The organism is Pseudomonas sp. P4_D7 (assembly GCF_056401755.1).
Window position 1 is genome coordinate 1 of sequence record NZ_JBFUIR010000030.1, and the last position, 10624, is coordinate 10624.

General features: G+C 58.7%; 13 protein-coding genes. 5 read left to right on the top strand and 8 right to left on the bottom strand.

The genetic code is table 11. The features are described from left to right. Positions 1–80 precede the first annotated feature (80 nt). Positions 81–1265 (bottom strand): Na+/H+ antiporter NhaA, encoded by a 1185-nt coding sequence (nhaA, locus tag AC1DVF_RS18745; RefSeq protein WP_116254522.1) that lies wholly within the window; start codon positions 1263–1265, stop codon positions 81–83. A gap of 250 nt (positions 1266–1515) precedes the next feature. On the opposite strand from nhaA, the gene AC1DVF_RS18750 reads away from it, so the two are divergent. Further along, positions 1516–2610 carry a PLP-dependent cysteine synthase family protein gene (locus AC1DVF_RS18750; RefSeq protein ID WP_095049135.1) on the top strand — a complete coding sequence of 365 codons (1095 nt, stop codon included), beginning with the start codon at positions 1516–1518 and terminating at the stop codon, positions 2608–2610. Between the two features lie 137 nt (positions 2611–2747). On the opposite strand, the gene AC1DVF_RS18755 is transcribed toward AC1DVF_RS18750, so the two are convergent. Continuing rightward, on the bottom strand, positions 2748–4361 hold the full coding sequence (locus AC1DVF_RS18755) for an NAD(P)/FAD-dependent oxidoreductase (RefSeq protein ID WP_116254520.1): 1614 nt from the start codon (positions 4359–4361) through the stop codon (positions 2748–2750). Positions 4362–4458: 97 nt separating this feature from the next. Next, on the bottom strand, positions 4459–5112 hold the full coding sequence (locus AC1DVF_RS18760; protein ID WP_099758187.1) for a COG3650 family protein: 654 nt from the start codon (positions 5110–5112) through the stop codon (positions 4459–4461). Positions 5113–5251: 139 nt separating this feature from the next. Between AC1DVF_RS18760 and AC1DVF_RS18765 the strand changes: the two genes are divergently transcribed. Beyond that, positions 5252–5599, top strand: a complete 348-nt coding sequence (locus tag AC1DVF_RS18765) for a hypothetical protein (protein WP_099758188.1) — start codon at positions 5252–5254, stop codon at positions 5597–5599. Between the two features lie 7 nt (positions 5600–5606). Here AC1DVF_RS18765 and AC1DVF_RS18770 read toward each other — a convergent pair whose 3' ends face one another. Then, positions 5607–6206 (bottom strand): short chain dehydrogenase, encoded by a 600-nt coding sequence (locus AC1DVF_RS18770; RefSeq protein ID WP_414926574.1) that lies wholly within the window; start codon positions 6204–6206, stop codon positions 5607–5609. 104 nt (positions 6207–6310) lie between these two features. Between AC1DVF_RS18770 and AC1DVF_RS18775 the strand changes: the two genes are divergently transcribed. Further along, positions 6311–7225 carry a LysR family transcriptional regulator gene (locus AC1DVF_RS18775; RefSeq protein WP_414926573.1) on the top strand — a complete coding sequence of 305 codons (915 nt, stop codon included), beginning with the start codon at positions 6311–6313 and terminating at the stop codon, positions 7223–7225. Positions 7226–7336: 111 nt separating this feature from the next. On the opposite strand, the gene AC1DVF_RS18780 is transcribed toward AC1DVF_RS18775, so the two are convergent. The 4 genes from AC1DVF_RS18780 to AC1DVF_RS18795 are packed head-to-tail and all read right to left on the bottom strand — an operon-like array spanning position 7337 to position 9783. Beyond that, the gene (locus AC1DVF_RS18780) at positions 7337–7813 is read right to left on the bottom strand and encodes a DoxX family protein (protein WP_099758192.1); all 477 of its coding nucleotides are present in this window, start codon (positions 7811–7813) and stop codon (positions 7337–7339) included. Next, positions 7810–8568: an HvfC/BufC N-terminal domain-containing protein gene (locus AC1DVF_RS18785; protein ID WP_095049141.1), complete on the bottom strand. Its 759-nt coding sequence runs from the start codon at positions 8566–8568 to the stop codon at positions 7810–7812. The genes AC1DVF_RS18780 and AC1DVF_RS18785 overlap by 4 nt, the downstream gene beginning before the upstream one ends. Continuing rightward, positions 8565–9452, bottom strand: a complete 888-nt coding sequence (gene bufB, locus AC1DVF_RS18790; protein ID WP_477782961.1) for an MNIO family bufferin maturase — start codon at positions 9450–9452, stop codon at positions 8565–8567. The genes AC1DVF_RS18785 and bufB overlap by 4 nt, the downstream gene beginning before the upstream one ends. A 25-nt stretch (positions 9453–9477) precedes the next feature. After that, a complete protein-coding gene (locus tag AC1DVF_RS18795) occupies positions 9478–9783 on the bottom strand; it encodes a BufA1 family periplasmic bufferin-type metallophore (protein ID WP_007918537.1) in 306 nt (101 codons plus the stop codon). 266 nt (positions 9784–10049) lie between these two features. Here AC1DVF_RS18795 and AC1DVF_RS18800 point away from each other — a divergent pair, with 266 nt between their 5' ends. Next, positions 10050–10301 carry a hypothetical protein gene (locus AC1DVF_RS18800; RefSeq protein WP_093438705.1) on the top strand — a complete coding sequence of 84 codons (252 nt, stop codon included), beginning with the start codon at positions 10050–10052 and terminating at the stop codon, positions 10299–10301. A gap of 32 nt (positions 10302–10333) precedes the next feature. Then, positions 10334–10588, top strand: a complete 255-nt coding sequence (acpP, locus tag AC1DVF_RS18805) for an acyl carrier protein (RefSeq protein ID WP_414926572.1) — start codon at positions 10334–10336, stop codon at positions 10586–10588. Positions 10589–10624: the final 36 nt, after the last annotated feature.

Consider the following 10624-nt stretch of genomic DNA (forward strand, 5'->3'; position numbering starts at 1 on the left):
CTAAAGACGTGGGATTGTTCGCTGTGTAACAGGAACGCAGGAAACTTGTGGCGAGGGAGCTTGCTCCCTCGCCAAAGAGGTTATATCGCTTGGGAGTTCTTGCGACTCGCCGCCGCCGTCACCGCATAACCAATCAACGCCGCCAGAATCGACCCGGTCAAAATTCCCATCCGGTCCATCCCGGCGTAATCACTCACACCCGGCTCAAACGCCAGTGAACCGACAAACAGGCTCATGGTGAAGCCGATGCCGCACAGGATCGCCACGCCCAGCACCTGACCCCAGTTGGCGCCTTGGGGCAGGGTGGCGATGCCAATCTTCACGGCCAGCCATGTCAGGCCGAATACACCGACGGTCTTGCCCAGCAGCAGGCCTACCGCAATGCCCATGGGCACGTGGTGAGTGAAGCTTTCGACGGTTACACCGCTCAGTGAAAGGCCGGCGTTGGCGAAGGCGAACAGCGGCAGGATGCCGTAGGCCACCCATGGGTGCAGCGCATGTTCGAGGGTCAGCAACGGCGACGGCTCGGCGTTTTTCGTGCGCAATGGAATGCAGAAGGCCAACGTCACACCCGCCAGCGTGGCGTGCACACCGCTTTTGAGTACACAGACCCAGAGGATCAAGCCGATGATCATGTACGGCCCAAGCTTGACCACCCCGAGCCGGTTCATCGCCACCAGCGCCGCGATGCACGCTGCTGCAAGACCCAGCGACAGGGTCGACAGTTCGCCTGAGTAGAAGATCGCGATGATCACGATGGCGCCGAGGTCATCGATGATCGCCAGGGTCATCAGGAACAGTTTCAGCGACACCGGTACGCGCTTGCCGAGCAGGGCCAGCACGCCGAGGGCGAAGGCGATGTCGGTCGCGGTCGGGATCGCCCAGCCGTCGAGGGCTGCCGGGTTGTCGCGATTGAGGAACCAGTAGATCAGCGCTGGCACCAGCATGCCACCGATCGCTGCGGCGCCGGGCAGGACGATCTGCGACGGTTTCGATAGCTGACCATCGAGGACTTCGCGCTTCACTTCCAGGCCGATGAGCAGGAAGAACATCGCCATCAGACCGTCATTGATCCACAGCAGCAGGGGTTTAGCGATTTTCAACGCACCGATCTGCGCCACCACCGGGGTGTCGAGCAGGCCGGTGTACAGCCACGACAGCGGCGAGTTGTTGATAATCAGGGCCAGGATGGCCGCGGCGATCAATAACAGACCGCTGGCAGCTTCCAACTGAAAGAAACGCGTGAAAGTGCTACGCAGAGGCAAGGTCGCTCTCCATCGATAAAGTCAAAAGGTGGGACACCCTAACCCGTACTGTTAGTTGTTAAAACAAAAGTTATATTCTTTTTTGTTATATGTCGTTACAAGGTGTCTGGCTCAAGCCATGCTGAGCCTAGCAGTTGCCTGACATATTGAGACTCAGCTGTATCTGTGCGCACTATAGGATTTTTCCTAAGCTGATGAGTCAGCCTTTCTAACAGCTTCATCTCCTGCCGATTCAACGAGAACCATCACCATGAGCGACAACCGACAGTGGGCCCGCGAAGCCATCCGCATCATCGAGGCGGATTTTCAGCGCAGCGCCGACACCCACCTGATCCCTTTGCCGCTGCCGGGTTTTGCAGGCATCGAGTTGTACTTCAAGGATGAGTCGAGCCATCCGACCGGCAGCCTCAAGCATCGGCTGGCTCGTTCGCTGTTTCTCTATGCATTGTGTAACGGCTGGCTGAAACCTGGCGCGCCGGTGATCGAGGCGTCCAGCGGTTCGACGGCGATTTCCGAAGCGTATTTCGCGCGGATGCTCGGATTGCCATTCATCGCAGTGATGCCGGCGACCACCTCCAAAGAGAAGATTGCGCAGATCGCTTTCTACGGTGGCCAGAGCCATCTGGTGAAAGATCCGACGCAGATCTACGCCGAATCCGAGCGCCTGGCCCGCGAACATGGCGGCCACTTCATCGACCAGTTCACCTACGCCGAACGTGCCACTGACTGGCGCGCGAACAACAACATTGCCGAATCGATCTTCCAGCAGATGCGCTACGAGAAGCACCCGGAACCGAGCTGGCTGATTTCCAGCCCCGGCACCGGCGGCACCACCGCGACCCTGGGGCGTTACGTGCGCTATCGCCAGCATTGCACTCGCGTGTTGTGCGCCGATGCCGAGCGTTCGGTGTTCTTCGATTACTACCAAACGGGCGATGCGAGTTTGCGCCTGGACTGCGGTTCGCGCATTGAAGGCATTGGCCGGCCGCGCGTTGAGGCGTCGTTCCTGCCGAAGGTGATCGATGCAATGGTCAAAGTGCCGGATGCCTTGTCGCTGGCGGCCATGCACTATCTGGCGCAGCGTCTGGGACGGCATGTTGGCGGGTCGAGCGGGACCAATCTGATCGGTGCGTTGATGGCGGCGCAGCAGATGAAAGCGGCGGGGGAGTCGGGGTCGATCGTGGCGATTCTGTGCGATGGCGGCGAGCGGTATGCCGACACCTATTACGATCAGGATTGGCTGAAGGCGCAGGGGTATGAACTGGCTGGGTTGATCGACGCAGTGGCGGCGAGTGCCGAGCGGGGTGAGGCGCTGCCGACTTCAGTACAGCGCGCCAATATCTAAAGAAACACAGAAACCAAATGTGGGAGCGAGCCTGCTCGCGAAGGCGTCATCTCATTCAACATCATCATTGACTGAAATAGCGCTTTCGCGAGCAGGCTCGCTCCCACAGGGTTTTGTGTTGAGTCAGCTAATGCTGATCAGGCTTCAAGGCCGAGGATGTCCCGTGCCACGGCTTCAGCAATGCGAATCCCGTCAACACCTGCCGACAGAATCCCGCCCGCATAACCCGCGCCTTCGCCCGCCGGGAACAAGCCCTTCACGTTCATGCTTTGCAGCGTTTCGTTACGGGTAATTCGCAGCGGCGAAGAGGTGCGCGTCTCGATCCCGGTCAACACCGCATCGTGCAGCGAGTAACCGCGAATCTGCTTCTCGAACGCCGGCAACGCTTCGCGGATCGCCTCAATGGCAAAATCCGGCAATGCCAAGGCCAGGTCACCCAGCGCCACGCCCGGTTTGTACGACGGCTCGACTTCGCCCAGTTCGGTCGAAGGAATGTCGTTGATGAAGTCGCCAACCAGTTGCGCCGGGGCTTTGTAATCGCTGCCGCCGAGAATAAAGGCGTGTGATTCCAGACGTTCCTGCAACTCGATCCCGGCCAGCGGGCCACCCGGGTAATCGACTTCCGGGGTGATGCCGACAACGATGCCGGAGTTGGCGTTGCGCTCGTTACGCGAATACTGGCTCATGCCGTTGGTGACCACGCGGTTCGGCTCGGAAGTCGCCGCGACCACGGTGCCGCCCGGGCACATGCAGAAGCTGTAGACCGAACGACCGTTCTTGGCGTGGTGCACCAGTTTGTAGTCGGCGGCCCCCAGTTTCGGGTGGCCGGCGTATTTGCCCAGACGTGCACGGTCGATCAGCGATTGCGGATGTTCGATACGGAAACCCACCGAAAACGGCTTGGCTTCCATGAACACACCACGGCTGTGGAGCATGCGGAAGGTGTCGCGGGCACTGTGGCCGAGGGCCAGAACCACGTGTTTCGAATGCAGGGTTTCGCCGCTGGCCAGTTGCACGCCGACCAGTTGGCCGTCTTCGATCAGCACGTCGCTGACGCGCTCCTGGAAACGCACTTCGCCGCCGAGTTCGCGGATCTGTTCGCGCATGTTTTCAACCATGCCGGTCAGACGGAACGTACCGATGTGCGGTTTGCTGACGTAGAGGATTTCTTCCGGCGCGCCGGCCTTGACGAATTCGTGCAGGACTTTGCGGCCAAGGAATTTCGGGTCCTTGATCTGGCTGTACAGCTTGCCGTCGGAGAACGTGCCCGCGCCGCCTTCGCCGAACTGCACGTTGGACTCGGGGTTGAGCACGCTTTTACGCCACAGGCCCCAAGTGTCCTTGGTACGCTGACGGACTTCGGTGCCGCGTTCGAGAATGATCGGCTTGAAGCCCATCTGTGCCAGCAGCAGGCCGGCGAAGATCCCGCACGGACCGAACCCGACGACGATCGGGCGCTGGCTCAGGTCGCTTGGCGCTTCGCCGACGAATTTGTAGCTGACATCCGGCGCCACGTTGACGTTACGGTCGTCGGCGAACTTGCCCAACACTTTGGCCTCGTCGCGCACTTCGAGGTCGATGGTGTAGATGAAGCACAGTTCGGAGGACTTTTTGCGCGCATCGTAGCTGCGCTTGAACAAGGTGAAATCGAGCAGATCATCGCTGGCGATGCCCAGACGTTGCACGATGGCAACGCGCAGGTCTTCTTCGGGATGGTCGATTGGCAGCTTGAGTTCAGTGATTCGTAACATGGCGAGGATCCGGGTTCGCGGGGCGCACAACTGCGCCAGGGCGTTTGAAGGCCGCGATTATAAGCCGCAAAGGCCGGATCCGGTGAGGCTAAAACGCTCAGTCGTTGCGCGATCCGCCGAAATACCCGCAACCGCGCTGCACCTGGCCGTCGATGCGCAGTTCGGCGCTCATGTGCTGCACGCTGCCGGTGCTGCTGTCGACGCAGCGCTGCGGCGCGACCCACAACTCGATGCGCTGGTTATTGGCTTCGCTGCTCAGATTGAAGCGGCCGTCGCCCAGTTGTTCTTCAACATAGGGCACCGCGAGTGGCGGCTGGCCTGCGCGGTCGATGACCATGCCTTTGCCGCTGACTTTGACGTTCCATTCCGGGCCATGGCCGGCCGCGCGCAGGATCAGTTGTTTGAAGTTGGGATCATCGCACGCGGTGCCGGAGCGCTCGACGCGGTACAGCTGAGTCAGGTCGAGTCGATCGCCGGCAACTTTGCCGCGAACATCGGCAAACAGTTTGCCTTGCTCATCAGCCAGCGTTGCCGCTTCTTGCAGAATGCTGGTGCCACCAATGTCATTGACCACCAGTTGACGCTGCTCCTGGCACGGCTGGAACACCAGTTTGCCGTCGGCAGCGGTCAGTTGCCCCTGCATCCGCGTCTGCCCGACGTGCGAGGCRCTTTCTCGCTGGCCATCGAGCAACTGGCAAGCGGCAAACAATGGCAGCAGGGCAATAACGACTAACGAACGGGCAACACGCATCTTCGGCTCTCCAGACAAGTGCCGCCACGTTACTGAGGCTGACTGCCGATCACAAGGTTTGTCTGGCCACTATTGAGTTGGGCATGGGGTCGCCGCATAGTCTTGCTCTTGTCTGGTTTGATGGATCGAGGTGCGCTCAATGCAATGGAAGGTCGCGATACTGCTATTGGTGACGTCATGCGCTGGCACCAGCCAGGCTGCCGATCTTGATTTTTCCTCAGCGGCTGATTTCGCAAGGATGGAAATTCTGCTCAAGGATGATCAGGGCGCCCATCCGGACTTTGCTCAGCTTTCCGTTACCCTGACTCCCGAAGCGACCGCCCGGGCCAAGGCAATCAGTCGTGAGGCGCTGGGCCAGCCATTGAACCTGTCGATCAATGGCCAGCACATTTCAACAACTACAGTGCATTCGGAGCTTGGTGGGCTGCTCAGGATCGTGATGCCGCGGCCTGTTGCCAAAAGCCTGTTACCGACTTTGATCGAGTAAATGAAGCTCAGCCCACGTGAAATGTCTGACCTGTCTGCAGGCCTTCCACACTCTTCGCGTAGGCCAGCGCCACATCCGCCGCAGGAACCGGCTTGTAACCACGGAAATACGGGGCGTAGCTACCCATGGCTTCCAGCAGTACGGTCGGGCTGATCGAGTTCACTCGCAGGCCGCGTGGCAGTTCGATGGCGGCGGCGCGGACGAAGCTGTCGAGGGCGCCGTTGACCAGCGCTGCCGAGGCGCTGGTGCGGATCGGATCATGGCTGAGCACGCCGGTGGTAAAAGTGAAGGAGCCGCCGTCATTGGCGAATTCGCGACCGATCAGCAGCAGATTGACTTGGCCCATCAGTTTGTCTTTAAGCCCGAGGGCGAAGCTGTCTTCAGTCATCTCGCCCAGTGGGGCGAAGGTCACGTTGCCGGCGGCGCACACCAGGGCATCGAACCTGCCAGTTTTTTCGAACAGTTTGCGGATCGATGCGCTGTCGCTGATATCCACCTGCAAGTCACCGCTGGTGCGGCCAATGCGGATGACTTCGTGGCGTTGCGACAGTTCTTTGTCCACCGCCGAACCAATGGTGCCGCCAGCGCCTATCAACAGAATCTTCATCGTGCCGTACCTCAAGTGATTGAACGAGGTTTCAGTCTAGAGTGGTTTTTTCTGTGGATAAGCGCGCTAATAGGCAACCTTTGGTTTTCAAATGGAAACAATCCATGAGCGAAATGGATGATCTGGCGGCGTTCGCAGTGTTGATCGAAGCGGGCAGTTTTACCCTGGCGGCGCAGCAGTTGGGCTGCAGCAAGGGTCAGTTGTCCAAACGCATCAGTCAGCTCGAAGCACAGTTTTCCGTGGTGCTGCTGCAACGCACTACCCGGCGCTTGAGCCTGACCGCCGCCGGCGCAGCATTGTTGCCGCAGGCCCAGGCGTTGGTCGTCCAGGTGGAAAGGGCGCGTCAGGCCTTGGCGCGGTTGAAGGACGATATGGCCGGACCGGTGCGCATGACGGTGCCGGTGTCGCTGGGCGAAACCTTCTTCGATGGTCTGTTGTTGGAGTTCTCGCACACATACCCCGAGGTGCAGATCGAGCTGGAGTTGAATAACAGCTACCGCGATTTGTCTCGGGACGGCTTTGATCTGGCGATCCGCAGCGAAGTGGCCAACGACGAGCGACTGGTCGCCAAACCGTTACTGGCATGGCAGGAAATGACCTGCGCGAGCCCGGCTTACCTCGAACGCTTCGGTGAACCGTTGACGCCGCAGGCACTGGCCGAGCATCGGTGCTTACTCAACAGCCACTACAGCGGGCGTGAGGAATGGCTTTATCACCAGCAGCATGAATTGCTGCGGGTGCGGGTGTCAGGACCGTTCGCCAGCAACCATTACAACTTGCTGAAGAAAGCCGCGCTCAGTGGCGCCGGCATCGCGCGATTGCCTTCCTACCTGTTGCAAGCGGAATTGGCTGACGGTCGATTGCGCTGGCTCCTGCGCGATTTTCAGACCCGGCGCATGCCGATGTACCTGGTGCATCCGTATCAGGGCGGACTGCCGAAGCGCACGCAAGTACTCGCTGACTATCTGATCGGCTGGTTCAAACGCAGCGGTGAGGCGCTGGATCGCCTTCAGCGCTGACTTCATTCTCCTGTGGGAGCGAGCCTGCTCGCGAAAGCGGTTTCACAGACACTTCATGTGTTGACTGAACTAACGCATTCGCGAGCAGGCTCGCTCCCACAAGGATTTTGTTTATTTTGCGAAATGGCGGGCGATCAGATGATCAATCGACAACTTGCCTGGCCCCGTCGCCATCAGGTACAGCAACACCGCCGCCCAGGTGCCGTGGGTCGGATAGGCATCGGGATACACAAACAGTTGAATGGTCAGGGTCATCCCCAACAGGGCCAACGCCGAAAAACGCGTAGCGAAGCCGATCAGAATCAGCAGCGGAAAAAAGTGCTCGGCGAACGCGGCCATGTGCGCGGCAATCTCTGGCGACAATAACGGCACGTGGTATTCGCTCTTGAACAACGGAATCGTCGAGTCGGCCAGACGTGGCCAGCCGAGTTGAAAAGTGCCGTCAATCAAATCAATGGCCAAACCTTCAACCTTGGTCTGTCCTGATTTCCAGAACACCGCGGCAATCGAGAAACGCGCAATGAACGCGATCAGGCTGTGGGGGATTTTTTCCAGCAGCGCGATGGCGCGGGTGATGAGCGTTTTCATGGCAGTTCCTTGTTATTCAAGTGGGTAATGGCGTTGTGCGCGATCAGCAAGCCAAGGGTTTGCGCGAGGTCGAACTCAGGGCTGTTTTCCGCCGCTTTCAGCAGTGGCTGGCCATCGATCAGGTTGCGGATAAACGTACTGGCGCCGGGGTCAACGGCAAACACTTCGACGTCCAGGCCATTGCGCAATACCAGCGCGTGTTGCCTTTGGTTGATGTCGATGCCCTCCAGTGTCGCGTCGTGTTGATGTGCGCCCCAGATCGCCACCACGGCATAGGTTGAGTCGAGCAGGTGCAGGGAGGGATGAAGGTCGAGGCGCAGCTCACTCAGCGTTTGCGCATCAGTCAGTGCTGCCGTGATTTCTTCTGGCCGGACGGGCAGGGCGTCGGCGGCGTGATAGGCGAGGGTGCGCAGGTGCTCAAGGCGCGCCACGTCGGCCAGATAAGGCACGCTGCCGGCCGGTTCAAACGCTGCAATGAAGTCCGCCAATTGTTCGCCGTAGCGGCTCATCAACCGACTTTGCGGCGGTTGCTGTTGTACGAAAACGGCCGCCATGGCGCGGAAGAATTCTTCGCCCACCAATTGCGCAACCACCGGATAGCTGTCGCCCAACGCATTGCTCAGCGAGCCCTGCACGTTGTTGCGATACACCGCGAAACGGCTCGCCGGATCAGCGCCGTTGGCACTGCACAGACCTTCGGGGCAGGGCAGCCGCGTGTCGATGAGCGCAGCCGCGAAAGCGCGTTGAGTGCTCATGTGCGGCCTCCGGCATCGCGCAAAAGCGCATCAGCCTGTTGCGCCTCGACCAGCAGCACTGCGAACGCCGGCACTTGATTGTCGCGCTCGATCAGAGTCGCCACCGGGCCGGTGCGCTGCAGTACTTGCCGGTACAAATTCCAGACGGCTTGATCGATCGGCGCGCCGTGATCATCGATCAGCAAACGATCGCCGAGGCTGTCGCTATCTTCGGCAAACCCGGCCAGATGAATCTCGCCAACCCTGTGCAGGGGCAGGGTATCGAGATACGCCAACGGATCACGCTGATGGTTCACGCAGGAAACGTAGACATTGTTGACGTCGAGCAACAGGCCACAGCCACTGCGGCGGATGACCTCTGCGATGAAGTCTGCCTCATCGATCGTCGAGCGCTCGAACGCCAGATAGGTTGCCGGATTCTCCAGCAGCATGGGTCGTTGCAGGGTGTTCTGCACCTGATCGATATGCTCGCAGACGCGGTTCAGCGTCGGCGTGTCATAGGCCAGTGGCAGCAGATCATTGAGAAACACCGGGCCGTGGCTCGACCAGGCCAGATGTTCGGAAAAGGATTGCGGTTGATAGCGCCGAATCAGTTCGGCGAGGCGCTTGAGGTGCTGTTTATCCAGCGGCCCTTCAGCACCGATGGACAAGCCGACACCGTGCAGCGACAGCGGATACTGCTCGCGGATCAAACCGAGAAAATGATGAAACGGACCGCCGGCCACCATGTAGTTTTCAGCGTGGACTTCGAAGAAGCCGATGTCCGGTGATGAGCCGAGCACTTCACGAAAGTGCCCGGTCTTGAGTCCCAGCCCGGCACGGGGCGGGAGCCCGGTGAGGGCTGCCTGAGTGCGGGGTTGGGCATGGTCATTGAGGGTGAGCATGATCGTCACTCAGGCAGTTCGCGGATCAGGACTTGGCTTTGAACGCTTCCATCTGACCGAAACCGGTCGGCGAGGTCTTGCTCTCGGTGGTGGCGCAGGTGCCTTTCGGAACCAGTTTCCAGGCGTTGGCCTGGTAGTCCATTTTCGACGTGCCGGCACAAGTGGTGCCTGCGCCTGCGGCGCAATCGTTGTGACCTTTCATGGCCACGCCGAAGCATTTTTCCATGTCGGCGTCAGCGGCGTGGACGGTCGATACAGCAGCCATGCTCAGGGCAGAACCGAGGGCCAGAACCAGGGCAGTGGCGGACAGGGTGCGAGTGGTAGCAGTCATGATGTTTCTCCAGTCTTGTTCAGGGTTTTTACAAGCGGTTTGTGCTTGCTTACCCCACTAGAGAACGCTCACTGCGATGCGTTACAGCAACCCTCAAATCTTTTTCAAAAGAAAACACGCACATCGCCGGTGGAAGCAGAGGTAAACCAAGGAATTGAATAATGGTTATCGTAAACGGTTATTAAAAACTGTCATTTCTGACAGTTGGCAGGGTTTTCCGACTGAGTATATTGGGCTTGTGGCGGTACACATCAGGGAGAAAGACCATGAATTTGTCCGAATTGAAAAAGCTCGTGCAAGCCAGGATCGACGAGAAGGCCAATATCATCCTGGATGAAAAGGTTGTTAATGACGGCGCTGCATTTGGTGAACTGCAGATCTATTTTTGCCTGCGTCGCATTCTGAATAAAAAAGCCACTCTTGAAGATTTTGGTGTCTTGCACGCGGTGAGTGATTTGCTGCAGGCGACGGGCGTTATTTCTGCGAATCAGACGCTGGGCTCAAGAGTTGCCCCCTGATTCGGGACATTTCCTCGCGGCAGGAACAGTCAATGAAAAGTGAGGTGTTGGAAATGAACGATTTAGAGCGTTTGAAAAAGATAGTCATACAGTTTGGAATCGATGAAAAAGAGATCAAAAACGAAAGCAGCTTTATCGGCGATCTCGGGATTGACGACCTGAAGAAGGTTGAGTTGGTGATGGCGATTGAGGAGGAGTTTGATATGGATATCCCGGACAATGCATCCGAGAACTTTATAACGGTGCAGGACGTGATCAATTATGTGAGTGATCACAATCATGTGTGATCATTCCCACACAGGCAACCTACTCTGCCCCGAAGC

Coding starts and splice junctions, on each gene's coding strand:
- AC1DVF_RS18770 (WP_414926574.1), bottom strand. CDS start 6,206: ATGAAGATTCTGTTGATAGGCGCTGGCGGCACCATTGGTTCGGCGGTG.
- AC1DVF_RS18780 (WP_099758192.1), bottom strand. CDS start 7,813: ATGAAAACGCTCATCACCCGCGCCATCGCGCTGCTGGAAAAAATCCCC.
- AC1DVF_RS18775 (WP_414926573.1), top strand. CDS start 6,311: ATGAGCGAAATGGATGATCTGGCGGCGTTCGCAGTGTTGATCGAAGCG.
- bufB (WP_477782961.1), bottom strand. CDS start 9,452: ATGCTCACCCTCAATGACCATGCCCAACCCCGCACTCAGGCAGCCCTC.
- AC1DVF_RS18785 (WP_095049141.1), bottom strand. CDS start 8,568: ATGAGCACTCAACGCGCTTTCGCGGCTGCGCTCATCGACACGCGGCTG.
- AC1DVF_RS18755 (WP_116254520.1), bottom strand. CDS start 4,361: ATGTTACGAATCACTGAACTCAAGCTGCCAATCGACCATCCCGAAGAA.
- AC1DVF_RS18800 (WP_093438705.1), top strand. CDS start 10,050: ATGAATTTGTCCGAATTGAAAAAGCTCGTGCAAGCCAGGATCGACGAG.
- AC1DVF_RS18765 (WP_099758188.1), top strand. CDS start 5,252: ATGCAATGGAAGGTCGCGATACTGCTATTGGTGACGTCATGCGCTGGC.
- AC1DVF_RS18750 (WP_095049135.1), top strand. CDS start 1,516: ATGAGCGACAACCGACAGTGGGCCCGCGAAGCCATCCGCATCATCGAG.
- acpP (WP_414926572.1), top strand. CDS start 10,334: ATGAAAAGTGAGGTGTTGGAAATGAACGATTTAGAGCGTTTGAAAAAG.
- AC1DVF_RS18795 (WP_007918537.1), bottom strand. CDS start 9,783: ATGACTGCTACCACTCGCACCCTGTCCGCCACTGCCCTGGTTCTGGCC.